The organism is Pantoea phosphatilytica, assembly GCF_051025615.1.
Lineage (GTDB): Bacteria > Pseudomonadota > Gammaproteobacteria > Enterobacterales > Enterobacteriaceae > Pantoea.
The window spans coordinates 1813384-1839753 of record NZ_JBPFDF010000001.1 but is presented as its reverse complement, the minus strand read 5'-3'; the positions used below and the strand labels follow the sequence as shown (position 1 = coordinate 1839753).

Below are 26370 nucleotides of genomic sequence, written 5' to 3'. Positions count from 1 at the left end.
CATGGAATTTGCGTTTTATCTTTGCGGACTGGTAGCGGTGCTGACGACGTTGCGCGTCATTACCCATACTAATCCGGTACATGCGTTGCTGTACCTGATCGTGTCGCTGTTATCGATCGCCGGTGTCTTCTTCTCAATGGGTGCCTACTTTGCCGGTGCGCTGGAGATCATCGTTTACGCCGGGGCCATTATGGTGCTGTTCGTCTTCGTGGTCATGATGCTGAACCTGGGCAAACAGACTGAGAAGCAGGAGCGTGAATGGCTCAGCCCGTCACTGTGGATTGGACCGGGTCTGGCTTCGATGCTGCTGCTGGTGGTGATGGTCTATGCCATTCTGACGGCAAATGATCAGGGCATCGATGGCACCGTCATCGACGCGAAAGCGGTCGGCATCAGCCTGTTTGGTCCTTATGTCCTGGCCGTTGAGCTGGCTTCCATGCTGCTGCTGGCGGGGCTGGTCGTGGCGTTCCACATTGGTCGTGAAGAGCGTCAGGGTGAAGTTCTGAGCAACCGTCCTGCTGACGCCGCCCAGGTGAAAAAGGAGAGCGCATGATCCCGTTACAACATGGATTGATTCTTGCCGCCGTGCTGTTTGTCCTCGGACTGACATCACTGGTGATACGCCGCAATCTGCTGTTTATGCTGATCGGCCTTGAAATCATGATCAACGCCGCCGCTTTAGCTCTGGTGGTTGCCGGAAGCTACTGGGGTCAGGCCGATGGACAGGTGATGTATATCCTGGCGATCAGCCTGGCGGCAGCGGAAGCCAGTATCGGTCTGGCACTGCTGCTTCAGCTCTATCGTCGTCGTCAGACGCTGAACATTGATACTGTGAGCGAGATGCGCGGATGAATCTTCTCTATTTAACTGTCTTGTTTCCGCTAATCGGCTTTCTGCTGTTAGCGTTTTCGCGCGGTCGCTGGTCTGAGAACCTGTCGGCCACGGTAGGTATGGGATCGGTGGGTCTGGCGGCCCTGACTACGGCGATGATCGGTTTCGACTTCTTCGCTAACGGTCAGCAGGCTTACACCCAGTCACTCTGGACCTGGATGCATGTCGGCAACTTTGACATGAAAGTTAACCTGACGCTGGATGGCCTGTCGCTGACCATGCTGTCGGTCGTGACCGGCGTCGGCTTCTTCATTCATATGTTCGCCTCCTGGTATATGCGTGGAGAAGAGGGCTATTCCCGCTTCTTCGCCTATACCAACCTGTTTATCGCCAGCATGGTGGTTCTGGTGCTGGCCGATAACCTGATGCTGATGTATCTGGGCTGGGAAGGGGTAGGGCTCTGCTCCTATCTGCTGATCGGCTTCTACTACAGCAACCCGGAAAATGGCAAAGCGGCGATGAAAGCGTTCATCATCACCCGCGTCGGCGACGTCTTCCTGGCTTTCGGCCTGTTCATCCTCTACAACGAGCTGGGCACGCTGAACTTCCGTGAGATGATGGAACTGGCACCGGCACATTTCGCTGCTGACAACCATATGCTGCAGTGGGCAACGCTGATGCTGCTGGGTGGCGCGGTCGGTAAATCGGCGCAGCTGCCGTTACAGACCTGGCTGGCGGATGCGATGGCCGGTCCGACCCCGGTTTCGGCTCTGATCCACGCCGCGACCATGGTGACGGCGGGGGTTTATCTGATCGCCCGCAGCCACGGTCTGTTCCTGCTGACGCCGGAAGTGCTGCATCTGGTGGGCATTGTCGGCGCGATTACGCTGGTGCTGGCAGGTTTTGCGGCGCTGGTGCAGACCGACATCAAACGCGTTCTTGCGTACTCCACCATGAGTCAGATTGGCTACATGTTCCTGGCGCTGGGTGTTCAGGCATGGGATGCGGCGATTTTCCATCTGATGACGCACGCTTTCTTCAAAGCGCTGCTGTTCCTCTCGTCGGGCTCCGTCATTCTGGCCTGCCATCACGAGCAAAACATTTTCAAAATGGGTGGCCTGCGCAAGAGCATTCCGCTGGTCTACACCTGCTTCCTGGTCGGTGGCGCGGCGCTGGCGGCACTGCCGCTGGTGACGGCGGGCTTCTACAGTAAAGATGAGATTCTGTTTGGCGCACTGGCTAACGGTCACATCAATCTGATGGTGGCGGGTCTGGTCGGGGCGTTCCTCACCTCCATCTACACCTTCCGCATGATCTTTATCGTGTTCCACGGTGAAGAGAAAATCCACGCGCACGCCGGCAAGGGTATTACTCATCACCTGCCGCTGATCGTGCTGCTGCTGCTCTCCACCTTCATTGGTGCGCTGATCACGCCACCGCTGGCGGGCGTTCTGCCAGCCAATGAATCTGGTGAAGCGGGCAAAGTGGGACTGGAAATCACCTCTGGCGTTGTCGCAATCGTCGGCATTCTGATCGCGGCTGCGCTGTGGCTGGGCAAACGTGAACTGGTTACCCGTATCGCAAACAGCGCACCGGGCCGTTTCTTCGGCACCTGGTGGTTTGCGGCCTGGGGCTTCGACTGGCTCTACGACAAAGTGTTCGTCAAACCTTATCTGGGCATTGCGTGGCTGCTGAAGCGCGACCCACTGAATGGCGTGATGAACCTGCCTGCACTGCTGTCACGTGTAGCTAACAAAGGCCTGGTGGTCAGTGAAAACGGCTACCTGCGCTGGTACGTGGCGTCAATGAGCGTCGGTGCCGTGCTGGTGCTGGCTCTGCTGCTGGTGATTTAAAGATTGATGAGCGGGGTGAGTTCGCTCACCCCAATGAAGAATGTCAAAATAACCTGAGTAATGAGCGTTATCGACGCAGCCCGTTTCATCACCGCCAGCGCACAGCGACCGGAGCATACTAAGGTATGTGAGGGTTGCCAGCACTGCCGGGGGTGAAAATGGCGAGTAGGGTAGCTCAGAAAAGGAAATATAAGGGAAGTGTGCCGTGTTATTACCTTGGCTAATTATCATACCCTTCGTCGGCGGTCTGATCTGCTGGCTCACTGAGCGCCTCGGCGCGAAGGTGCCACGCTGGATCGCGCTGATTACCATGGGGCTGACGTTGGCGCTTTCGCTGCAACTCTGGTTGCAGGGAGGCTATTCACTGACGCAGGCAGCGGGCATTCCGCAGTGGCAGTCAAGTTTCTCCGTTCCCTGGATCCCACGCTTCGGCATCAGCTTCCATTTAGCCATTGATGGGCTGTCGCTGCTGATGGTGGTGCTGACCGGCCTGCTGGGTCTGATGGCGGTGCTCTGCTCCTGGAATGAGATCTCAAAGTATCAGGGCTTTTTCCACCTGAACCTGATGTGGATCCTGGGCGGCGTGATCGGTGTGTTCCTCTCCATCGACCTGTTCCTGTTCTTCTTCTTCTGGGAAATGATGCTGGTGCCGATGTACTTCCTCATCGCGCTCTGGGGTCATAAAGCGTCAGACGGTAAAACCCGTATCTCCGCGGCGACCAAATTCTTCATCTATACCCAGGCGTCGGGTCTGGTGATGCTGATTGCGATTCTGGGACTGGTGTTTGTTCACTACAACGCGACCGGCGTCTGGACATTCAGCTATGAGCAGCTGCTGCAGACCCCGATGTCGAGTGGCGTGGAATACCTGCTGATGCTGGGCTTCTTCATCGCCTTCGCCGTGAAGATGCCGGTGGTGCCTTTGCACGGCTGGCTGCCGGACGCGCACAGTCAGGCACCGACCGCGGGCTCCGTCGACCTGGCCGGTATTCTGCTGAAAACCGCAGCGTACGGTTTGCTGCGCTTCAGCCTGCCGCTGTTCCCGAACGCCTCCGCCGAGTTTGCGCCGATTGCCAACTGGTTGGGCATCATCGGTATCTTCTACGGCGCCTGGATGGCTTTCTCGCAGACCGATATCAAACGCCTGATCGCCTACACCTCGATTTCGCACATGGGCTTTGTGCTGATTGCCATCTACACCGGCAGCCAGCTGGCGCTGCAGGGTGCGGTGATTCAGATGATTGCGCACGGCCTCTCCGCCGCCGCACTCTTCATCCTGTGTGGTCAGCTTTATGAGCGTCTGCATACCCGCGATATGCGTCAGATGGGTGGACTCTGGTCGCGCATCAAGTGGATCCCGGGTCTGTCGCTGTTCTTCGCGGTCGCCAACCTCGGTATGCCGGGTACCGGTAACTTCGTCGGCGAGTTTATGATCCTGACAGGCAGTTTCCAGGTGGTGCCGACGATTATCGTCATCGCGACCTTTGGTCTGGTGTTCGCCTCCGTTTACTCGCTGGTGATGATGCAGCGCGCTTACTACGGCGAAGCGAAATCGAAAGACCCGCTGCCAGGCATGTCCCCGCGTGAGTTTATGACCATCGGTGTTCTGGTGGTGCTGCTGGTGCTGCTGGGCGTCTATCCACAGCCGATTCTGGATACTTCGCACGCTGCCATGAGCAATATTCAGCAGTGGTTTACCGCTTCAATTTCAACTACAAGGCCGTAATTCGCCATGACAATAACTCCTCAACAATTGATTGCGTTGCTGCCGCTGTTAATCGTCGGATTGACGGTGGTGGTTGTGATGCTCTCCATTGCCTGGCGACGCAACCACTTCGTTAACGCCACGCTAACGGTGGCTGGCCTGAACCTGGCGCTGCTCTCGCTCTACTTTGTCGGGCAGGTCGGCGCGATGGATGTGACGCCGCTGCTGCGTATCGACGGCTATGCGATGTTCTATACCGCGCTGGTGATGCTGGCCAGTCTGGCGACCTGTACCTTTGCCTATCCGTGGCTGGCAGGTTATCCCGATAACAAAGATGAGTTCTATCTGCTGGTCCTGATTGCGGCCCTGGGCGGCATCGTGCTGGCCAGCGCTAACCATCTGGCCTCGCTGTTCATCGGGATTGAGCTGCTGTCACTGCCGCTGTTTGGTCTGATTGGCTACGCATTCCGCCAGAAACGTTCGCTGGAAGCGGCGCTGAAATATACCATTCTGTCGGCGGCGGCCTCCTCATTCCTGCTGTTTGGCATCGCGCTGATCTACGCGGACTCCGGCAACCTGAGCTTTGTGGCGCTGGGCAAAAGTCTGACTGACAGCATGATCCATGAACCGCTGCTGCTGGTAGGGCTGGGCATGATGATCATCGGTCTGGGCTTTAAGCTTTCGCTGGTGCCGTTCCATCTCTGGACGCCGGATGTCTATCAGGGTGCGCCTGCGCCGGTCTCCACCTTCCTGGCCACCGCCAGTAAGATTGCGATCTTCGGTGTCATCATGCGCCTGTTCATGTATGCGCCGGTGACCGACAGCGAAGCCGTTCGCACCGTGCTGGCAGTGATCGCCTTCGTATCGATTCTGTTCGGTAACCTGATGGCGATTTCGCAGAGCAACATCAAGCGTCTGCTGGGGTACTCCTCGATCGCGCACCTCGGCTATCTGCTGGTGGCGCTGATCGCGGTAAAAGATCATCAGCTGTCGCTGGAAACCTCCGGCGTCTATCTGGCAGGTTACCTCTTCAGCAGCCTGGGCGCCTTTGGCGTGGTGAGTCTGATGTCCAGCCCGTATCGTGGCCCGGATGCCGACTCGCTCTACTCCTATCGTGGTCTGTTCTGGCATCGTCCAATCCTCTCTGCGGTCATGACCGTGATGATGCTGTCGCTGGCCGGGATCCCAATGACGCTGGGCTTTATCGGTAAGTTCTACGTCATCGCATCAGGCGTCAGTGCCCACCTCTGGTGGCTGACCGGTGCCGTGGTGGCGGGCAGTGCGATTGGTCTCTACTACTATCTGCGCGTGACCGTGAGTCTCTACCTCAGCCCGCCGGAACTGCATACCCGTGACACTCCGGCGAACTGGGCGTTTACGGCCGGTGGTGTGGTGGTGCTGATCTCCGCCATTCTGGTGCTGCTGTTAGGGGTGTACCCGCAGCCGCTCATCAGACTGGTGCAGCTGGCCCAGCCACTGATGTAAACCGCACTCTGCGACGAATTAATCAGGCCTTCGGGCCTGATTTTTTTTATCTGCAGTTCGGGGCACCGGCAGGTGCGGGGGATGGCGCGCTCAGGTAATGTATCCCTTTCATTCAGCAGGGAGAGACCATGGACATTGAGTGGCAGGACAGACATCACAGTGAACTCACGCCGCATGAACTCTATGCGCTGCTGGCCTTGCGCAGCGCCGTGTTCGTGGTGGAGCAGCAGTGCGCCTATCTGGACGTGGATGGTAACGATCTGCGGGCAGACAACCGCCATCTGCTGGGTATGGCCGGGGGACAACTGGTGGCCTATGCGCGACTCCTCTCCCCGGAGGATGAGAGCAGTCCGGTGAAGATCGGACGCGTCATCGTTTCGGGTCGGGTGCGGGGTGCACGGCTGGGCAACCGTCTGATGGAGCAGGCCATCGCCCGCTGTCAGCAGCACTGGCCGGGGCGAGACCTGTTTCTCTCCGCGCAGGCTCATCTGGAAAACTTCTACCAGCAGCACGGCTTTATCGCGGTGGGGGAGACCTATCCGGAGGATGGTATTCCGCACGTTGATATGCGAAAGCGCGCGCCATAAGACATAAGAAAAGGCGAGACCGGAGTCTCGCCTTTTTTCATCAACCCACCGTCATCTGACGGTCGTCGACATATTTCCGCTGATCCGGCGCAGGCGGGTGGTACTGATAGAGCCAGGTTTCGCTCAGCGTCTCCTCTTTGCTGCGCAGGAACAGGCGCATCTCCACCGGCTGCGTGGAGTCGCTGTTCGGATACCAGTCAAACAGGATGCGATAGCCTTTCAGCGGATCGACATAGAGGATCTCAACCTGCTTCACGCTGCCGGATGAGACGGTGATCACCGGCTCAATGCCTTTGGGGGCCGCGGCCTGCAGGTCACCACCAATAAAGTCGATAGCGAAGCGGCGGCACCAGGTTTCCGGGAAGTGTTCGCCAGGCGCCCAGCCTTCCGGGAAGCCACCGATACCGGTACGGGTGGCGTCAACGCGCGCCAGACCGCTGCGCACCGGCGGCAGACCGCTCCAGTAGAGTTTATAGGCGAAGCTCAGCTCGCTGCCCGCTTTGACCGGCTCAGATGGCTGCCAGAAGCAGACGATATTATCCAGGGTTTCACCGGTGGTCGGGATCTCCATCAGGTTGATCGCGCCTTTGCCCCATTTGCCGACCGGCTCCACCCACAGGCTTGGCCGTTTGTCATACCAGCCAATCACATCCTGATAATCTTTGAAGTCGTGATTGAGCTGCAGCAGGCCAAAGCCACGCGGATTCTCATCTTCGTAGGCGTTGAACTGCAGACGCTGCGGATTGTTGAGCGGACGGGCAATCCATTCACCTTTCCCGGTCCACATCGCCAGGCGATCGGAGTCGTGGATCTGCGGATGATAGGTGTTGCACATGCGGCGCTCGTTGGTGCCGCAGCTGAACATACTGGTCATCGGCGAGATACCAATCTGACGGATCTCTTTACGGGCGAACAGGTGGTTTTCCACCTCCATCACCACGCGCTTCTCTTCGCAGTGGATAATAAACTTGTAGGCGCCGGTGAGGCTGGCACCATCCAGCAGGGCGTAACAGGTAAAGGTGGTGTCCTCCGCTTTTGGCGTTTCAAACCAGAAGGCGGTGAAATCCGGGAACTCTTCCTGTCCATTGCTGAAAGTGTTGATGGCGACGCCGCGTGCGGAGAGGCCATACTGGAAGGTTTCGTCAACCGCGCGGAAGTAGCTGGCACCGAGGAAAGAGACGATATCGCGACGAGCCAGTTCTGGTTTTTTAAAGGCGCGGAAACCGGCGAAGCCGAGATCAGTCTTGCCCTCCAGCTGCTTTGTGTCGACACCGGCATTGTTGTAGTTGAACAGCTCCGGGCGGAAGTGAATTTCGCGCGCCTCACGGCTCTCGCCATCCACAGAGAACATACGGATGCGCCGCTTAAAACCCATGCCTACATGGAAGAACTGCACATCCAGCTGACGGTCCGGCAGATTGTTCCACAGCGAGTGATTCGCATCATACTGAATTTCGTTGTACGCCTGCGGCGTCAGCGTGGCCAGGGTCTCCGGCAGTGCGCCAGGCGCGCCGCTCCAGGGCTTTTTCGCCAGTGCCGCCGCGTTTTTTTTCAGTACGTCGAAATCGAAGCGCACGGCATTCCCGTCAGCAATGCCATCTTCTGCCCATGCGGATTGCGCAAACAGCGTGGAGAGGCCGGTCATGCCGCTGACGGCCGAGAAGGCCATTGACGCTTTCATAAACATTCTTCGATTCATGCCAGAAATCATTCCTTAGCTGTTCGAGGGTGTCGTGACTGTCGTGCAGAATGCACTTTCATGGCCCGATAATCACAGGCAACAGAGGGGTACGACAGCAGGGTTACTGGAAAATTCAGTCACGTTAAAATTTATCAGATTAATCAAAGAAGCGAAGCGAAATTCAGGGGCGGCGGCCGGGTCTTACACTTCTTTGCGCAGCGAAGCGGAAGGCCGCCGGGATCGTCCGCTTTTAGCAGATGAAAAATCAGGGGATTCCTGGCGCAGGAAATCAGCAGTTCGCCAGATTGTGACTATAGTTAATGAACTGCTTTGCAATTCACACGGAGGAAACGATGGTAAATCAGACAAATCAATTCGAAACGGGCCTCGATGACGATATTGCGTTACTGACTGAAACGCTGGAAGAAGTGCTTAAATCATCAGGCGATCCGGCCGATCAGAAGTACATTGAGCTTAAAAGCAAAGCCGAACAGGCGCTGAACGACGTGAAATCCCGCGTCAGCCAGGCGTCCGACAGCTACTACTATCGCGCGAAACAGGCCGCATACCGGGCTGACGACTATGTGCACGAGAAACCGTGGCAGGGTGTCGGTATCGGCGCAACGGCTGGCCTGGTTCTGGGTCTGCTGCTGGCGAGTCGCTAATCGCGACCGGCTGACACCATGAACGTGAATAAATAAACGGCGGGGCGATCCCGCCGTTTTTGTTTTCCACTCCTGCGCCATTCCCCGGTTTTATACGCTACGTGCTGCTCCGGACGTCACAGCCATATTCGCTGACGCGACCAATTGTGTTTCTCTGGCGGACTTCCTACAGTTAAGCAAACGTGAAAAGGAGAACCCGACGTGATTAGAGTAGAGATGCTGTCAACGGGGGATGAGGTGCTGCACGGCCAAATCGTCGATACCAACGCCGCCTGGCTGGCGGATGTGCTGTTTCAGCAGGGGCTGCCCATGACCAGCCGCACCACGGTAGGCGATTCACTGGAGTCGCTGATTGCCACGCTGCAGTCACGCAGCCGCGAGGCCGACGTGCTGATTGTGAATGGCGGGCTGGGACCGACCAGCGACGATCTCAGTGCGCTGGCCGCCGCCAGAGCCTGTGGCGTGGCGCTGGAGATGCAGCACGAATGGCTGGCACAGATGGAAGCCTGGTTCGCCAGCCGGGGGCGCGTCATGGCTGCCAGCAATCGCAAGCAGGCTGAGATCCCGGCTGGCGCGGAATTGATCGATAATCCGGTTGGCACCGCCTGCGGTTTTGCTTTGCAACTTAATCGCTGCTGGATCTTCTTTACGCCCGGCGTGCCGTCGGAATTTAAAGTGATGGTGGAGCAGCAGATCATCCCGCGACTGAAAGCAAAATTCTCGCCGCCTGAGCCACCGATCTGCCTGCGGCTCACCACCTTTGGTCGCGGTGAAAGCGACATCGCCGCGGAGCTGGAGCCGCTGTCGCTGCCGGAAGGGGTGGTGATGGGTTATCGCTCCTCTATGCCGATCATCGAGATCAAGCTCACCGGCCCGGCGAGCCAGCGGGTGGCAATGGAGCAGGTGTGGCAGCAGGTTCGTCTGCAACTGGCAGAGTGCAAGATTTTCGAAGGTACGGAAGGGTTACCGGCGCTGCTGGCCCGCGAGCTGGTGCAACGGGGTGAGCTGCTCGCGGTCAGCGAGCAATACACCGCCGGGCTGCTCTGCTGGCAGCTGGCGTCGGCCAGCGTACCGCTGCGCGGTGGAGATATTCTGCCGCCGCAGACGGAGACGCTGGAGCAGCAGGTCGCCCGCACCCGCCAGCTTGCAGCGCAGCAGCAGGCGACCCTCGCGCTTTCGGTGGGCAGTCTGGATCAGGAGGCGATTTCAATCGCGCTGCACACGCCGGACGGCAGCGTGGGTCAGCGTGTGAAGTTCAGCACCGGTCGCCATAATCTGGAGACGCGGCAGAAGGTGGTGGCAATGATGGCGATGAACATGCTGCGCCGCTGGCTTCACGGCAGTGAGGTTAGCACGGGTCACGGCTGGATTGAGGTAGTGGAAACGGTCCGGCAGTAACATCTGCACATTAAAACGGGCGCCTGAGGCGCCCGTTCTGATTCTGACCTTTGCCTGCGCTGACGCGACTTCACGCAGCGCGAGATCTCCTGGCCAGCCTTATAACTCAAGCTCAATCTCGCCTTTGGCTTTGCAGCAGCAGGGCAGGATCTCATCCTGCTGCACAAAAGCCAGTGGCTGCTGCGGGTAGTGTACTTCGCCTTTCAGCAGCCGCATCCGGCAGGAGCCGCAGTAGCCTTCGCGGCACTGAAACTCCACACAGAAGTTATTCGCCTCCAGCAGCGTCAGCAGGCTGGTGTGCTCGTCCGTGCATTCCAGCCGGGTGCCGGAACTGCGCAGAATAACAACGTCGCGGCTCATAATCAGAGCTGGAAGTCGTCGAAGTCGTTAGCGCCCACTTCAGAATCGATCTGACCCACCAGATAGGAGCTCACTTCCACTTCCTGTGGCGCGACCTGCACGTTGTCAGAGACCAGCCAGGAGTTGATCCACGGAATCGGGTTTGAGCGGGTCTGGAACGGCAGATCCAGGCCCACTGCCTGCATACGGATGTTGGTGATGTACTCGATGTACTGGCAGAGGATATCTTTGTTCAGGCCGATCATCGAACCGCCACTGAACAGATAGTCCGCCCACTCTTTCTCCTGCAGTGCGGCTTTCTTAAACAGCTCGAAGCACTCTTCGCGGCACTCTGCGGCAATCTCTTTCATCTCGGGATCGTCTTCGCCGCTGCGCAGCAGGTTCAGCATGTGCTGCGTGCCGGTCAGGTGCAGGGCTTCATCGCGGGCGATCAGTTTGATGATTTTGGCATTGCCTTCCATCAGCTCACGCTCAGCGAAAGCGAACGAACAGGCGAAGCTGACATAGAAACGGATCGCTTCCAGCGCATTGACGCTCATCAGGCAGATATAGAGCTGCTTCTTCAGGGCGCGCAGGCTGACGACGACCTGTTTGCCGTTAACCTGATGTGTGCCTTCGCCCAGCTGATGCCAGTAGTTGGTCATCTCAATCAGATCGTCGTAATAGCGCGAGATATCCTGCGCACGCGCCAGGATCTGCTCGTTGGTGACGATATCGTCGAACACCAGCGCCGGATCGTTGACGATGTTACGGATGATGTGGGTGTAAGAACGGGAGTGGATCGTCTCGGAGAACGCCCAGGTTTCAACCCAGGTTTCCAGTTCAGGAATTGAGATCAGCGGCAGCAGTGCCACGTTCGGGCTGCGGCCCTGAATCGAATCCAGCAGCGTCTGGTACTTCAGGTTGCTGATGAAAATATGTTTTTCATGCTCAGGCAGTGCCTGGTAGTCGATGCGGTCGCGCGAAACGTCCACTTCTTCCGGGCGCCAGAAGAAGGAGAGCTGCTTTTCAATCAGCTTTTCAAAGATGTCATATTTTTGCTGATCGAAGCGCGCCACGTTTACCGACTGACCGAAAAACATCGGCTCTTTCAGCTGATCATTTTTGTTCTGTGAGAAAGTGGAGTAAGCCATAAATGTTGTCCAAAAAAGTAGACGAAGCCAGGCCTCGTGAAATGAATGAGGCGGGAGGGATCTCCCGCCTGACCATTAGATCTTACAGGCGCCGCTCTCGCAGCCATCATCCTGGATAGAAGGTGCCAGGTCATCCTGCGCATCTTCTGCACCGTCACGGGTGTTCTGATAGTAGAGCGTTTTCACGCCGAACTTATACGCGGTCAGCAGATCTTTCAGCAGCTGCTTCATCGGCACCTTGCCGTTGGCAAAGCGTGACGGATCGTAGTTGGTGTTGGAGGAGATCGCCTGGTCGATGAATTTCTGCATCAGACCCACCAGCTGCAGGTAGCCGTCGTTGTTTGGCATTTCCCACAGCAGCTCATACTGATCTTTCAGACGGTCATACTCCGGCACCACCTGGCGCAGGATGCCATCTTTGGAAGCCTTGATGCTGATGTGGCCGCGTGGCGGCTCAATGCCGTTGGTGGCATTGGAGATCTGCGATGAGGTCTCAGATGGCATCAGTGCCGACAGCGTGGAGTTGCGCAGGCCGTGCGTTTTGATCGCTTCACGCAGCGCTTCCCAGTCGAGATGCAGCGGTTCATTGCTGATCGCATCCAGGTCTTTCTTGTAGGTGTCGATCGGCAGAATGCCCTGCGCATAGCTGGTTTCATTGAACCACGGGCAGGCACCTTGCTCTTTCGCCAGTTCGTTTGAGGCTTTCAGCAGGTAGTACTGAATGGCTTCAAAGGTTTTGTGCGTCAGGCCATTTGCACTGCCGTCGGAGTAGCGCACACCATGTTTCGCCAGGTAGTAGGCGTAGTTGATGACGCCGATACCCAGAGTACGACGACCCATTGCACCACGCTGTGCAGCCGGAATCGGGTAGTCCTGATAATCGAGCAGGGCATCGAGGGCGCGGACGGCCAGGGTCGCCAGCTCTTCCAGGTCATCGAGGCTTTCGATCGCACCGAGGTTGAAGGCGGAAAGCGTACAGAGGGCGATCTCACCGTTTTCGTCGTTAACGTCTTCCAGCGGTTTGGTCGGCAGGGCGATTTCCAGGCAGAGGTTAGACTGGCGAACCGGCGCGATGCTCGGATCAAACGGGCTGTGCGTGTTGCAGTGGTCAACGTTCTGGATGTAGATACGGCCGGTTGAGGCGCGTTCCTGCATCATCAGCGAGAAGAGATCGACCGCTTTCACGCGCTGTTTGCGGATGCTCTCATCCTGCTCATATTTGGTGTAAAGGCGCTCAAATTCATCCTGATCAGCGAAGAAGGCGTCATACAGGCCAGGCACGTCAGACGGGCTGAACAGCGTGATATCTTCGCCTTTCAGCAGGCGCTGATACATCATCTTGTTGAGCTGGACGCCGTAGTCCATGTGACGCACGCGGTTGCCTTCAACACCACGGTTGTTTTTCAGCACCAGCAGGCTTTCGATTTCCAGATGCCACATCGGGTAGAACAGCGTAGCGGCACCGCCACGCACGCCGCCCTGAGAACAGGACTTCACTGCGGTCTGGAAATGTTTGTAGAACGGGATACAGCCGGTGTGGAACGCTTCACCGCCGCGAATCGGGCTGCCCAGCGCACGGATACGGCCCGCGTTGATGCCGATACCGGCACGCTGAGAAACATATTTCACGATGGCGCTGGAGGTGGCGTTAATGGAGTCGAGGCTGTCGCCGCACTCGATCAGCACGCAGGAGCTGAACTGACGCGTTGGGGTACGCACGCCGGACATGATCGGGGTCGGCAGCGAGATTTTAAACGTCGAGATCGCATCATAGAAACGCTTGATGTAATCCATACGTGTGTCGCGCGGATAGCCGGAGAAGAGGCAGGCCGCGACCAGAATGTAGAGGAACTGCGCGCTCTCGTAGATTTCACCGGAGACGCGGTTCTGTACCAGATATTTGCCTTCCAGCTGCTTCACGGCGGCATAGGAGAAGTTCATGTCGCGCCAGTGGTCGAGAAACTCGTCCATCTGTGCAAACTCTTCCTTGCTGTAATCTTCCAGCAGGTGGCGATCGTATTTGCCCAGATCAACCATTTTAACCACCTGGTCGTAGAGCTTCGGCGGCTCAAACTGACCGTACGCTTTTTTGCGCAGGTGGAAGATAGCCAGGCGGGCGGCCAGGTACTGATAGTCAGGGGCATCGCGAGAGATAAGGTCTGCTGCGGCCTTGATGATGGTCTCATGAATGTCAGAGGTTCTGATGCCATCATAGAACTGAATGTGAGAGCGCAGTTCCACCTGTGAGACAGAGACGTTGTTCAGCCCTTCGGCAGCCCAGTCCAGCACACGGTGAATTTTGTCGAGGTCAATGCGCTCCTGGCGGCCATCGCGTTTAGTAACGAGCAGACTCTGGTTCATGTCGCGTTTTTACCTTTGCGTGAGTATCCAAAAATTAAAAGAAATCCCGGTTTATACACAGCCTATTCATTGTGAATAATATGTGGATAAACACTACATCTAGGGGGTGATGGGAAAAGCCACAACTACATGGAGGCATATTTTAGTATTTTGCGGCGGGTTAACAAGAGCAAAAAATGATGGCGGGAGGGGTTGTAATTCTGCCGAAAATTCTCAGGCCACGCCTTGTAAGGGCTGCCATCGTGTCAACCAGATCACACTTTTTTTTCTAACTTTGATCGGGCGCGTATTTCTTATTCAATCCTCCCGATTCTTCGCCAGCGGGGAGGAAAAATAGTCAAAAGCCGCTAGCAGGGTCATCGGCAGCCTGAAATCCGGCGGTCGCAAACGTGGCCTGAGCGCCGTAACCTGCTGGTAAGGCTCAGAATAGCGCGGGATGAAAAGCGGGCGGGGAGATGATGAGGCCCGCCCGGATTCGGGCGGGCGGCTCGCTTACACGGCGCGGTGGGTGTGGACCATGTAATTGACGTCGGTCCCAGGTGCCAGTTTGAAACGGTTGGTCACCGGGTTGTAGTGCAGGCCAATGATGTGGCGTTCGCGCAGAGCGGTTTCATCAACCCAGCCCAGCAGCTCAGAAGGGCGGATAAACTTTTTCACGTCATGCGTTCCGCGCGGCACCATGCGCAGCACATATTCTGCGCCAAACACCGCCAGCAGCCAGGCTTTTGGATTGCGGTTCAGCGTAGAGAAAAAGACGTCGCCGCCCGGTTTGACCAGCTTTGCACAGGCGTGAACCACCGAGCGCGGGTCCGGGACGTGCTCCAGCATCTCCATGCAGGTCACCACATCATATTTCCCGGCATGCTCTTCCGCGTGCGCTTCCACGGTCTGCTGCACGTAGTCCAGCGTGACGCCGCTCTCCTGCGCATGCAGGCGCGCCACGGCCAGCGGTTCCGCGCCCATGTCCAGGCCGGTGACGATCGCGCCTTCACGCGCCATGCTTTCGGCTAAAATGCCGCCGCCGCAGCCGACGTCGAGCACGGTTTTACCAAACAGGCCGTTGCTGTGCTCGGCGATATAGCCCAGGCGCAGGGGGTTAATACGGTGCAACGGTTTAAATTCACCCTCCAGATCCCACCAGCGCGAGGCAACGGCCTCAAACTTGGCAATTTCCTGCGCATCGACGTTCTGCTGATGATTCTGCGGTTGTGCATTCATTGAATCGTAACTCCTGACAAAATGTGCCCACAGTATAAACGCTTAACCGCAGATGGCACACCTTTCAGGCGGAAGGAAAAGCGGGCGATATCGGTGGTTAACGTTCACCAGAGGATTGCAGTGTGATATACTTTCGCACCTTTAAAATCCGGGATTAAGTAGAGGGATAGCGGCTCCATGAGCGACCTTGCGAGAGAAATTACACCGGTCAACATCGAAGAAGAATTAAAAAATTCTTACCTCGGTTACGCCATGTCGGTCATCGTTGGCCGAGCTTTACCCGATGTGCGTGATGGCCTGAAGCCGGTTCATCGTCGTGTACTTTATGCGATGAGCGTACTGGGTAACGACTGGAACAAACCCTATAAAAAATCTGCCCGCGTTGTCGGTGACGTTATCGGTAAATATCACCCGCATGGTGATTCCGCCGTTTACGACACTATCGTACGTATGGCCCAGCCTTTCTCCCTGCGTTACATGCTGGTGGACGGACAAGGCAACTTCGGTTCCATCGACGGCGACTCCGCCGCGGCGATGCGTTATACCGAAATTCGCATGTCGAAAATCGCCCACGACCTGTTAGCTGACCTGGAAAAAGAGACCGTCGATTTCGTGCCGAACTACGACGGCACTGAGCAGATCCCTGAGGTTCTGCCGACCAAAATCCCGAACCTGCTGGTGAACGGCTCTTCCGGTATCGCCGTAGGTATGGCAACCAATATCCCGCCGCACAACCTGCGCGAAGTGATTAACGGCTGCCTGGCTTACATTGAAGATGAGAATATCAGCGTTGAAGCGCTGATGGAGCACATTCCGGGGCCTGATTTCCCGACCGCCGCCATCATCAATGGACGCCGTGGCATCGAAGAGGCGTACCGCACCGGACGCGGTAAAATCTATATTCGTGCGCGTGGCGAAGTCGAGGCCGATGCGAAAACCGGCCGCGAAACCATCATCATTCATGAGCTGCCCTATCAGGTGAACAAAGCCCGCCTGATCGAAAAGATTGCGGAGCTGGTGAAAGAGAAGCGTGTCGAAGGCATCAGCGCACTGCGTGATGAGTCTGACAAAGACGGCATGCGCATCGTGATTGAGATTAAGCGTGATGCGGTCGGCGAAGTGGTGCTGAATAATCTCTACTCGCTGACGCAGCTGCAGACGTCGTTTGGCATCAACATGGTTGCCCTGCATCAGGGTCAGCCAAAGATTATGGCGCTGAAGGAGATTCTGGACGCCTTCGTTCGTCATCGTCGTGAAGTGGTGACGCGTCGTACCATTTATGAACTGCGCAAAGCCCGTGACCGTGCCCATATCCTGGAAGGTCTGGCGATTGCGCTGGCGAATATCGATCCGATCATCGAGCTGATTCGTCGTGCGCCAACGCCGGCAGAAGCGAAAGCGGGTCTGATCGCACAGGCGTGGGATCTCGGTAATGTGTCCGCGATGCTGGAGCGTGCAGGCGATGACGCTGCGCGTCCGGAGTGGCTTGATGCGCAGTTTGGTATCCGCGACGGTCGCTACTATCTGACCGAGCAGCAGGCTCAGGCGATTCTGGATCTGCGTCTGCAGAAACTGACCGGCCTTGAGCATGAGAAGCTGCTGGACGAGTACAAGGCGCTGCTGGAGCAGATTGCCGAGCTGCTGCACATTCTGTCGAGCGCCGAGCGTCTGATGGAAGTGATCCGCGAAGAGCTGGAGCTGATGCGCGACCAGTTTGGCGACGATCGTCGTACCGAGATCACCGCGAACTCTGCCGATATCAATATCGAAGACCTGATCAATCAGGAAGACGTTGTGGTGACGCTGTCGCATCAGGGCTACGTGAAGTATCAGCCGCTGAGCGACTATGAAGCGCAGCGTCGTGGTGGTAAAGGCAAGTCGGCCGCACGTATCAAAGAAGAGGACTTCATTGATCGTCTGCTGGTGGCCAATACCCACGATACGATCCTCTGCTTCTCAAGCCGGGGCCGTCTCTACTGGATGAAGGTGTATCAGCTGCCGGAAGCCAGCCGTGGCGCGCGCGGACGTCCAATCGTCAACCTGCTGCCGCTGGAAGCCAACGAGCGTATTACGGCGATTCTGCCGGTACGCGAGTATACCGAAGGCTTCAATATCTTTATGGCGACCGCGCTGGGAACCGTGAAGAAGACTGCGCTGAAAGAGTTCAGCCGTCCACGCAGTGCGGGCATTATTGCCGTGAATCTGCGTGACGACGATGAGCTGATCGGCGTGTCGCTGACCAACGGTAACGATGAAGCGATGCTGTTCTCCGCAGCCGGTAAAGTGGTGCGCTTTGCAGAAACCGCTGTCCGTGCGATGGGGCGTACCGCCTCGGGCGTACGCGGCATCAAGCTGGCGGAAGGCGATCGCGTCGTGTCGCTGATTGTGCCGCGTGAAGAGGGTGCCATCATGACCGTGACGCAGAATGGTTACGGTAAGCGTACGGCCAACAGCGAATATCCGACCAAGTCGCGTGCGACGCAGGGTGTGATTTCCATCAAAGTGACCGAGCGTAACGGTCCGGTGATTGGCGCGGTTCAGGTTGTCGATAGCGATCAGATTATGATGATCACCGATGCCGGTACGCTGGTACGTACCCGCGTGTCAGAAGTGAGCGTCGTGGGTCGTAATACCCAGGGTGTGATTCTGATTCGTACCGCAGAGGATGAGAATGTCGTGGGTCTGCAGCGTGTTGCTGAGCCGGTTGAAGAAGAAGAGCTGGATTCCATCGACGGCAGCGTAGCGGAAGGCGAAGATGATATTGCGCCGGAAGCAGAGATCGATGATGAAGAGATTGCACCGGAAGAGGATGCTGACGGTGAAGACGACGCGGCGGAAGACGAAGAGTAATTTGTCTGGAATAAGCTAAGGTCGTTGCAGAAACGGCAGGTCAGGGGAAACCCGGCCTGCCGTTTTTTTTTGGCTGTCGGTAGAGGAGGGGTAAATCGCTTTGAGCCGGGCGCTGCCGAAAGACCCGCTATGCCCGATTGCCAGGGAGGCCCGCATCCCTGCGGATCGGCCACGCCCTCCCTGGCGTGGACGCTTTGCTCCTGGGGCATGGCGGCTCTTGCCCGTTTAAAGGTGGAGTTGCTTAAGATTATTGTGAACAGGTGTTGGTTTATGGAGCAGAAGCGACCCTCCGGGGCAGGCGTTAACGATGTTGTTACGCTGTCCTAAAAGCGTCTCAAATCCCGCGCTAAGCCTGCGGCTGGCTGGCTTTTTACGCCCGATAAAGCTAGTGTATGAGCATTAAAAATCGACGATGCGACTAACCTTGCCAACTGCGAGTTACCTTTGAAATATCCTGTCTCTTTCCGCACCACGCTTCGCATCTCGCGTTATCTTTTCCGCGCGCTGGCGCTGCTAATCTGGACGCTGGGCGCCGTTCTGACGGCGTTTTACATCATCAGCGTGCTGCACAATAAAGAGACGCAGGTTCGTCAGGAGTTTGCCAGCAACTACGGCACGATACAGTGGTATGTGCGCCATTCGGCGGACATGATGCGTGAGCTGAAATATATCACCGAGAATCGTCTGACCAACGCCAGCAGCGGGCTGGATGTCCTGACGGGCATGATGCCGGGCAAAACCACCCAGCCGCAGTTTACACCGCTGTTTTCTGATGGCGACTGCACCGCGATGAGCAACACCTGGCGCAACTCGCTCGATTCCCTGAGTTACTACATCAATTACTGGAAAAGCAATTTCGCCTCGTCCTATGAACTGAATCGGGTGTTCTTTATCGGTGGCGAGAGCCAGTGTCTGGCCGACTTCACCATCGGCAGCAGCAATGCTGACCGGGAGCGCAGCCTGAAATCGCTGCGTGAAAATGTGCTGCGCTACCGCAACAACAGCGAGGAAGAGCGCCGTAATCCGATGTACTGGATCAACAGCAGCGCGCAGCCCGGCGTCGGCACTTTCTATATGGTGGTGCCGGTTTACGTCGCGAATAAACTGCAGGCGCTGCTGGGTGTTGAGCAGAACATCCGGCTGGATGAGTTTATCCAGCCTGGCAGCCTGCCGATTATCGCCTCCATTACCGATGAAAATTACCGTCCGCTGCTGAACTCGCGGCGCGGCGGGCTGGGCTTCTCGCTCGATAGTCTGCCCGACGATAAAACCTGGTTCGGCTACCTGAACGGTTATCGTCAGCTGGTGCTGAAAAAGCCGCTGCCGCCTTCAGATCTCAACGTGGTCTGGTCGATACCGACCGACGTGATGGTGGATCAGCTTAAGCTGATGATTATCAATGCGCTGCTGCTCAACATTTTCAGCGCCGTGATCCTGATTACACTTGCCTGGATATTTGAGCGCCGGATGTTCCTGCCGGCAGAAGAGAACGCCCATCGGCTGGAGGAACATGAGCAGTTCAACCGCAAGATTGTCGCCTCGGCGCCGGTCGGGATCTGTATCTTACGCACCAGCGACGGCACCAATATTCTGAGTAATGAGCTGGCGCATAACTATCTGACGCTGCTGACTCAGGAAGATCGTCTGCGGCTGAATGAGATCATCGGCGGGCAGCAGGTCAACTTTGTCGATGTGCTGACCGGCAGCAATACCAACCTGCAAATCAGTTTTGTTCATTCGCGCTATCGTAACGAGAACGTGGCGATCTGCGTGCTGGTTGATGTTTCGGCGCGCGTGCGGATGGAGCAGTCTCTGCAGGAGATGGCGCACGCGGCAGAGCAGGCCAGCCAGTCAAAATCGATGTTCCTTGCCACGGTCAGCCATGAGCTGCGAACGCCGCTCTATGGCATTATCGGTAACCTCGATCTGCTGCAGACCAAAGAGCTGCCCAGCGGGATCGATTCGCTGGTAACGGCGATGAACAACTCCTCCAGCCTGTTACTGAAGATCATCAGCGACATTCTCGACTTCTCGAAAATCGAGTCGGAGCAGCTGAAAATTGAGCCGCGTCCGTTTGCCCCGCGTGAAATTGTCACTCACATCGTCGGCAACTATCTGTCGCTGGTGGTGAAGAAGCGGCTGACGCTCTACTGCTTTATTGAACATGATGTTCCACAGGTGCTGGATGGCGACCCGCTGCGCCTGCAGCAGGTGATTTCGAACCTGCTGAACAACGCCATCAAGTTCACCCACACCGGCTGTATCATCCTCCACGCCTATGTGGAGCAGGGCTATCTGGCGTTTCGTGTGCGTGACACCGGCGTGGGGATCCCGGCCAAAGAGCTGCCGCGCCTGTTTGACCCCTTCTTCCAGGTGGGAAATGGCGTACAGCGTAATTTCCAGGGCACCGGGCTGGGGCTGGCGATCTGCGAAAAACTGATCAATCTGATGGATGGCGATATTGAGGTCGACTCCGAGCCGGGTATGGGCAGCCAGTTCATCGTGCGCATTCCGATTTACAAAGGGCAGAAACCGTCAATGCTGCTGCTGGAAGATTTACAGGATAAGAAGATCTGGCTGGCCATGCGCAACGACTATCTTGCCGCCTTCATTACGCGGCAGATCCAGCAGCAGGGTATACAGGTGGCGGAGTACAACGGTAAGTCTGGCCCCGACGATGTGGTGATGACCGACTACGATTTCGAACCCGAACTGCCGCTGCGTGCGCTGGTCACCTTCGACGGATCGCATGTGGATATGCCGCGTGAACGTCAGCCCGGTCACTGGGTCCACTCTACCGCCACGCTGCATGAGGTTCCGGCGCTGCTGGCGCGCATTTACCGGATCGCGCTGGGACAGGATGCAGCGGATGCGCTGCTGCTGGCCGCACCGGTCGAAGAGAAGGTGCATAACGATGACATCATGGTGCTGATTGTTGATGATCATCCAATCAACCGTATGCTGCTGTCGGAACAGCTGGGTACGCTGGGCTATCAGGTGAAGACCGCCCAGGATGGCGTCGATGCGCTGAATGTCCTGAGCCGTAATGAGATCGACATCGTGCTCACCGACGTCAACATGCCGAACATGGATGGTTATCGTCTGACACAGCGGCTGCGCCAGCTGGGTCACCTCTTCCCGGTTATCGGTGTCACAGCGAATGCGCTGGCGGAAGAGAAGCAGCGTTGTATGGATGCGGGTATGGACAACTGCCTGTCGAAACCGGTGACGCTGGATGTGCTGAAGGGAACGCTGGCAATCTATGCGGAGCGGGTACGTAAAACGCGGGCAGGATAGGGCAGGTGAGGAGAGGCGGTACGGGCTGTACCGCCTCAAAAACACGTTAGTCTCTTTCGACCTGCGTCTGGCTGACAGATGACAGATAGTTCAGCAGTGCGATATCGTTATCCACGCCCAGCTTCATCATCGCTGATTTCTTCTGGCTACTGATAGTTTTGATACTGCGGTTCAGTTTCTTGGCGATTTCGGTCACCAGGAAGCCTTCGGCAAACAGGCGCAGCACTTCGCTCTCTTTCGGTGACAAACGTTTGTCGCCGTAACCGCCCGCACTGATCTTCTCCAGCAGTTTCGCCACGCTTTCCGGCGTATATTTTTTGCCTTTCTGCAGTGCAGCCAGGGCTTTTGGCAGATCCGTTGGCGCACCCTGTTTCAGCACGATCCCTTCGATATCGAGATCCAGCACGGAGCTGAGGATAGCCGGGTTATTGTTCATGGTCAGAACAATAATCGAGAGATCAGGGTAGTGACGTTTAATATATTTAATCAGCGTAATGCCGTCGCCATACTTCTCACCTGGCATAGAGAGATCGGTGATCAGGACGTTGGCGTCGAGCCTGGACAGATTATTGATCAGTGCTGTTGAGTCTTCGAACTCACCTACAACGTTGACCCATTCAATTTGTTCCAGAGATTTTCGGATACCGAAAAGGACAATTGGATGGTCATCGGCAATAATTACATTTAAGTTATTCATCTTATTGGTTACCTTGCTGCAGCAGTTGATTGACGTAAGCGTCAATATCACTGGTGGTATTTGTAATGTTTGAATCGTCACACGCTTTAATGTGGTGTTCTAACTCTTCACAAAGCTGTTTGCCGGGAGTCAGATTGAGCATGGCAAACACGCCCTTCAGGCGATGCGCTGTCTGAGCAAGCGAAGCGTAGTCCTTTTCCGCCGACTCAGTATACAGTCTCTTCACATCATCCGGTACTGTCTCCGTAAACAGCTGGAAATAGCCACCGCTCATCAATGGCGTGGCTGCGTCGTCTTCCGTGTCGTTATCCATCACATCATGCGACAGTTGCTTCTCAATCAGGGCCAGCAATGCATCAAGCAGCGCATTACTGAGATTGAAGTTAACCCGATACTGCTGGTCGTTGAGGGCATGATGCCCCAGTTCATCCCCGGCCAGCAGCAGTGCCCAGCCGCTGAGCTTTGAGGGATCGTCGGTGACCAGCACATCGTGATCCTGACCGGAGATACGCTCGTCAGGCGTCAGACAACGCGCTCCCCAGTTTTCCAGATGCCGGCAGACGATCTTATGCACGTCCTCCACGGTGATCTCCACCAGCGCGGTCACGCCATCCAGAATCTTTTCCTCTTCTTCTTCCTGCTTCTGCTCCAGGGCCAGCGGCAGCTGCATGTTGTAGCGCGTGCCGATATCCGCTTTGGCCACGATATCGAGACTGCCGCCCATCTGCTTGCAGAGCTGCTTACACAGGAAGAACGCCATGCCTGACGCCTGCCCGTAGCGATCCTGACTGGTGTCGCCCAGGAACGGGAAGTCAACGTTAGCCAGCTCATCTACCGTCAGTCCGGCCCCGGTATCGACCAGTTCGATGATCAGTCTGTCGGGCTGCTTTTCTGTCGTCTTCACTTCCAGGGTGATTTTTCCCCAGCGGGTGGTTGTCAGAGCATAGTGCATCAGCGTGGTCAGCACCTTGCGCAGGGCGCGACGGTCGCCAAAGCGCGTCTCGTCATTCGCCCGATGGTTGTTCACCACCAGCGACAGCCCTTTGCGTCGCATCAGCGGCAGGCTCTCCAGCGCAATCTCATCCAGCAGATCCTGCAGGTTAAAGACCGTCGCATCCGGTGACCAGTCGTGCGCCTCCAGACGGTTGAGCAGAACGATATCATCGACCAGCCGCGCCAGCCCCTGGCTCTCATCGAGCAGGTCGAGCACGGTTTCATCGGCATCGCGCTGACTCAGCTGCACCAGTTGCGCCACCATCTTCTCCAGCGGCTGATTCAGCGCATGGCCCAGATTGTGCAGCAGCTGCTGCCGCATCTGGTGGTTGCGATCCAGCACCTGCTGCGCCTTCTGCAGTTTTTTGTTCACCAGCAGCTCGCGATCCTGATCGCGCATCATAAACAGCTGCGTATGCGGCGACAGCACGCTGCGGGCGTGGCGGATCTCATACACTTCATTGTTGATCGTAGCCTGAAGCACGCCCTGATGCTGGTCGGACATATTAATAATCTTCTGCAGATTGAGGTGAGGCAGAAGATGTTCGGCAATTTTATTGCTCAGCAGGGTGCGGTTGCTGGCGAAGTCATAGACCAGCAGGCCAACCGGCAGGCTGGCCACGATCTCTTCATTCAGTACCCGCAGCGAATCGAGTTCCGCGCTCTGGTTTTCGCTGGGGCGCAGCGACTGCTGACGCAGCAGCACAATCCCGGCCAGCGACAGCAGGAACAGCAGCAGGTTGATCAGCAGCGGCCAGAGCAGGTTGTAGAGGCTGTCGAGGAGCAGACGGGTAATCGGCACCTGATAAACCAGCTGCAGCGAGGTGCTGGGCAGGGTCGCTGTGATTTCGATGTTCGGGTTCACCAGCGAGATGCGGGTGTTTTCCACCTCCTGCTGATCGCTGCTGCTGGCAGGCAGGCTGCTGTCCTGGCGCAGCTGGAAATTCTCCAGCGGCATGTTCTGCGGAATCAGGTCGTTGACTGGCAGATCGAAGGCGACCACCGTCGCCAGGTGGCCCGGCTGGTTAAAGGTCGTGCGCAGCGTGAAGTAGTGATCGTTCTGGAAAGCGAGATGGCGAAGCGGCGAGAAACTTTCCCGCTCATCCAGCGCATTGGCCTGCTGCAGCATCTCCGCGCGGCGCCCGTCAACCATAGAGCTGATGGCGCTCTCTTTGTAGCGCGTTGCCATATCTTTCAGCGGCAGGGTCGAGATCATAATCAGGCTGTTATCCTGACCGTTGAGAAAATACATCGACCAGGTGGGATTTTCCGCGCCCCACAGGGTATCGAGATAGTTCGACATCCGCATCGTCATATCCAGCGTGCTGCTGTCGTGCGAGCCGAAAATCAGTGCTTCGGTTTTACGCCGGGTTTTTTCCAGATAATAGACATCAGGACGCAGCCGCGTCTCCTGCAGATTATTGCCGGGTGTCGCACCTGCCGCGCTGGTGGAGAGATTTTCATAGATCTGCCAGGTCGCAAAGCGATAGGCGTCGATGCGCTTCTGTACGTCGCGCGCCAGATCGTCCATGGCATAACGTTTCCCGGTCAGCCAGGCATTCACCGAGTTATGCACCATAAAGCCCAGCGCCAGCAGGAGCACCAGATTGAAAACCACAAAAAAGCGGGTGACGTTGCCGGAGGTCAGTGGAAACTTATACAACATAGCGTGTCAGGTACCTGAATTATCGCGCAACTTTTCGCGCACTGGCGGCTACCGCTAACAGCAACAGGGCGATCACTAAAAATGCACCACTGAGGCTAATCCATTGCGAAATGAATCCGATTAAAGCCGGACCTGAGAGAATACCCGCATATCCCAGCGTTGTCATGGCAGAAATCGCCAGGTTCGCAGGCATATCCCGTTGATTCCCGGCAGCATTGAACAACATCGGCACCGTATTAGATAAACCAAAGCCGACCAGCAGGAAGGCGAGCAGGGCGATCTCCGGCCACGGCAGCCAGACGGCCAGGCTCATGCCCGCCGCGGCGGTCAGCGCACCCGTCAGCATCACCGGATAGCGGCCAAAGCGTGCGATGACCTTATCGCCGCTGAAACGACCCAGTGTCATTGCCACTGAGAAGATCGCATAGCCCAGTCCGGCGTAAGCCGGCGTCATCGCCGGATTCTGCAGCAGCAGCAGGGCGCCCCAGTCCAGGACGGCGCCCTCCGCCAGAAACAGAATAAAGCAGAGCAGGCCAAGAAATGCGACCCAGCCGCGCGGGATCACCAGCCAGGGCTGGTCGGGCTGGTGCAGGCGTTCGTTCATTAACACCGGCAGCCGCCACAGCAGCAGGATCAGCATGACCGCCATCACTACCAGCGTGGCGGCCAGCGGGGTAAAGGACTGGCTCAGCAACAGGCTGACCGTGCCCGCGCCCAGAATGCCGCCCAGACTGAAGAAGCCATGAAAGCCGGACATCATCGGTTTGTCAGCGGCCTGCTCGACCTGCACCGCCTGATAGTTCATCGCCACATCCAGCATGCCCAGCCCGGCACCAAACAGCATCAGCGCCGCCGCCATCACCAGATGCGAGTCAGCCGTTGCCAGCAGCGGCATCATCATCAGCACCAGCAGCGTCGAAAAGGCCATCACCCGGCGGCAGCCAAAGCGTGCCACCAGCGTGCCGGTTACCGGCATGGCGGCGAGCGACCCGATTCCCAGACAGAGCAGCAAGGCACCCAGCGAAGCGCCGCTGAGCTGCAGGCGATCGCGGGCAAACGGAACCAGCGGTGCCCAGGCGGACATCCCTAAGCCATTGATCAGAAAGATGGTGCGCGTGCCCCAGTTCAGGCGGCTCTGCTGTTTATGTTGTTGTGCAGCGTCCAGTGCGGTCATAGGTCAGATTCATCAAAGGTAAAGCGGAAAAGTGTAGCACTGGCCGTGAGTGAGCGGCCCTTGCACCTCTTATCAGAAGTCGTGCAGCAACATCGTATAAATCATAAAGCCGGGAGTTTACCGACTTTTATTGCGCCGCGAATTTTTTCCAGAACTTTCCTGGCATCAGTCGGCGGTGCGCCTGTCGACTTAACGCAAATTTCCTGCTCGCTTTGAACGGGTTAACGGCGGCCAGCGAAAAAAGGGCCACCAATAAATGCTGGCCGACTCGCATATTTAACAAATTTTTTAACGCGCCATAAAGTTTCTGAAACGCGGGTTTGTTCACCTTTTTACATCATTTATGGAAACAGTCAGCAATAAATTGACATGAAAAAACAATGGGGAAGCGCATTTTCAGAAAACGCTTTTCCACG

19 protein-coding genes are annotated in these 26370 nt (G+C 56.8%); 10 read left to right on the top strand and 9 right to left on the bottom strand.

Annotated features, from left to right (window positions below):
- The first annotated feature begins 1 nt into the window (after position 1).
- The 6 genes from nuoJ (at position 2) to ACR6AS_RS08780 (ending at position 6461) form a co-directional block, all read left to right on the top strand.
- Positions 2 to 553 (top strand): NADH-quinone oxidoreductase subunit J, encoded by a 552-nt coding sequence (gene nuoJ / locus ACR6AS_RS08805; RefSeq protein ID WP_111140107.1) that lies wholly within the window; start codon positions 2 to 4, stop codon positions 551 to 553.
- Positions 550 to 852: an NADH-quinone oxidoreductase subunit NuoK gene (gene nuoK / locus ACR6AS_RS08800; RefSeq protein ID WP_003854236.1), complete on the top strand. Its 303-nt coding sequence runs from the start codon at positions 550 to 552 to the stop codon at positions 850 to 852. Before nuoJ ends, nuoK begins: the two co-directional genes overlap by 4 nt.
- On the top strand, positions 849 to 2684 hold the full coding sequence (gene nuoL / locus ACR6AS_RS08795; protein WP_111140106.1) for an NADH-quinone oxidoreductase subunit L: 1836 nt from the start codon (positions 849 to 851) through the stop codon (positions 2682 to 2684). Before nuoK ends, nuoL begins: the two co-directional genes overlap by 4 nt.
- A gap of 205 nt (positions 2685 to 2889) precedes the next feature.
- A complete protein-coding gene (gene nuoM / locus ACR6AS_RS08790; protein WP_128084683.1) occupies positions 2890 to 4410 on the top strand; it encodes an NADH-quinone oxidoreductase subunit M in 1521 nt (506 codons plus the stop codon).
- A 6-nt stretch (positions 4411 to 4416) separates the two neighbouring features.
- Positions 4417 to 5874: an NADH-quinone oxidoreductase subunit NuoN gene (gene nuoN / locus ACR6AS_RS08785; RefSeq protein WP_111140104.1), complete on the top strand. Its 1458-nt coding sequence runs from the start codon at positions 4417 to 4419 to the stop codon at positions 5872 to 5874.
- 128 nt (positions 5875 to 6002) lie between these two features.
- Positions 6003 to 6461: a GNAT family N-acetyltransferase gene (locus ACR6AS_RS08780; protein WP_434161782.1), complete on the top strand. Its 459-nt coding sequence runs from the start codon at positions 6003 to 6005 to the stop codon at positions 6459 to 6461.
- A gap of 40 nt (positions 6462 to 6501) precedes the next feature.
- On the opposite strand, the gene ACR6AS_RS08775 is transcribed toward ACR6AS_RS08780, so the two are convergent.
- Entirely contained in the window at positions 6502 to 8160 is a 1659-nt protein-coding gene (locus ACR6AS_RS08775; protein WP_434161780.1) for a glucan biosynthesis protein D, read from the bottom strand.
- A 335-nt stretch (positions 8161 to 8495) separates the two neighbouring features.
- Here ACR6AS_RS08775 and elaB point away from each other — a divergent pair, with 335 nt between their 5' ends.
- Together elaB and ACR6AS_RS08765 are read left to right on the top strand one after the other, a co-directional pair.
- The gene (gene elaB, locus ACR6AS_RS08770; protein WP_111140114.1) at positions 8496 to 8807 is read left to right on the top strand and encodes a stress response protein ElaB; all 312 of its coding nucleotides are present in this window, start codon (positions 8496 to 8498) and stop codon (positions 8805 to 8807) included.
- A 201-nt stretch (positions 8808 to 9008) separates the two neighbouring features.
- Entirely contained in the window at positions 9009 to 10205 is a 1197-nt protein-coding gene (locus tag ACR6AS_RS08765; protein WP_434161778.1) for a nicotinamide mononucleotide deamidase-related protein YfaY, read from the top strand.
- A gap of 99 nt (positions 10206 to 10304) precedes the next feature.
- Here the strand turns inward: ACR6AS_RS08765 and yfaE are convergent, their stop codons facing one another.
- From yfaE to ubiG, 4 genes are all read right to left on the bottom strand, one after another.
- Positions 10305 to 10565 carry a class I ribonucleotide reductase maintenance protein YfaE gene (gene yfaE, locus ACR6AS_RS08760; protein WP_111140100.1) on the bottom strand — a complete coding sequence of 87 codons (261 nt, stop codon included), beginning with the start codon at positions 10563 to 10565 and terminating at the stop codon, positions 10305 to 10307.
- Between the two features lie 2 nt (positions 10566 to 10567).
- Entirely contained in the window at positions 10568 to 11698 is a 1131-nt protein-coding gene (gene nrdB, locus ACR6AS_RS08755) for a class Ia ribonucleoside-diphosphate reductase subunit beta (protein WP_111140099.1), read from the bottom strand.
- Positions 11699 to 11773: 75 nt separating this feature from the next.
- On the bottom strand, positions 11774 to 14059 hold the full coding sequence (nrdA, locus tag ACR6AS_RS08750) for a class 1a ribonucleoside-diphosphate reductase subunit alpha (RefSeq protein WP_434161775.1): 2286 nt from the start codon (positions 14057 to 14059) through the stop codon (positions 11774 to 11776).
- A 492-nt stretch (positions 14060 to 14551) separates the two neighbouring features.
- The gene (ubiG, locus tag ACR6AS_RS08745) at positions 14552 to 15277 is read right to left on the bottom strand and encodes a bifunctional 2-polyprenyl-6-hydroxyphenol methylase/3-demethylubiquinol 3-O-methyltransferase UbiG (RefSeq protein WP_111140097.1); all 726 of its coding nucleotides are present in this window, start codon (positions 15275 to 15277) and stop codon (positions 14552 to 14554) included.
- Between the two features lie 177 nt (positions 15278 to 15454).
- On the opposite strand from ubiG, the gene gyrA reads away from it, so the two are divergent.
- Together gyrA and rcsC are read left to right on the top strand one after the other, a co-directional pair.
- Positions 15455 to 18127: a DNA topoisomerase (ATP-hydrolyzing) subunit A gene (gene gyrA / locus ACR6AS_RS08740; RefSeq protein ID WP_111140096.1), complete on the top strand. Its 2673-nt coding sequence runs from the start codon at positions 15455 to 15457 to the stop codon at positions 18125 to 18127.
- A gap of 444 nt (positions 18128 to 18571) precedes the next feature.
- The gene (rcsC, locus tag ACR6AS_RS08735; RefSeq protein ID WP_434161772.1) at positions 18572 to 21424 is read left to right on the top strand and encodes a two-component system sensor histidine kinase RcsC; all 2853 of its coding nucleotides are present in this window, start codon (positions 18572 to 18574) and stop codon (positions 21422 to 21424) included.
- Positions 21425 to 21470: 46 nt separating this feature from the next.
- Here the strand turns inward: rcsC and rcsB are convergent, their stop codons facing one another.
- The 4 genes from rcsB to ACR6AS_RS08715 form a co-directional block, all read right to left on the bottom strand.
- Positions 21471 to 22121, bottom strand: a complete 651-nt coding sequence (gene rcsB / locus ACR6AS_RS08730) for a response regulator transcription factor RcsB (RefSeq protein WP_111140094.1) — start codon at positions 22119 to 22121, stop codon at positions 21471 to 21473.
- A gap of 1 nt (position 22122) precedes the next feature.
- Positions 22123 to 24780: a phosphotransferase RcsD gene (rcsD, locus tag ACR6AS_RS08725; RefSeq protein WP_293771965.1), complete on the bottom strand. Its 2658-nt coding sequence runs from the start codon at positions 24778 to 24780 to the stop codon at positions 22123 to 22125.
- 19 nt (positions 24781 to 24799) lie between these two features.
- Positions 24800 to 25954 (bottom strand): MFS transporter, encoded by a 1155-nt coding sequence (locus ACR6AS_RS08720; protein WP_434161769.1) that lies wholly within the window; start codon positions 25952 to 25954, stop codon positions 24800 to 24802.
- 127 nt (positions 25955 to 26081) lie between these two features.
- Positions 26082 to 26282, bottom strand: coding sequence for a hypothetical protein (locus ACR6AS_RS08715; protein WP_146240850.1), 201 nt, complete (start codon positions 26280 to 26282; stop codon positions 26082 to 26084).
- Between the last annotated feature and the right edge of the window lie 88 nt (positions 26283 to 26370).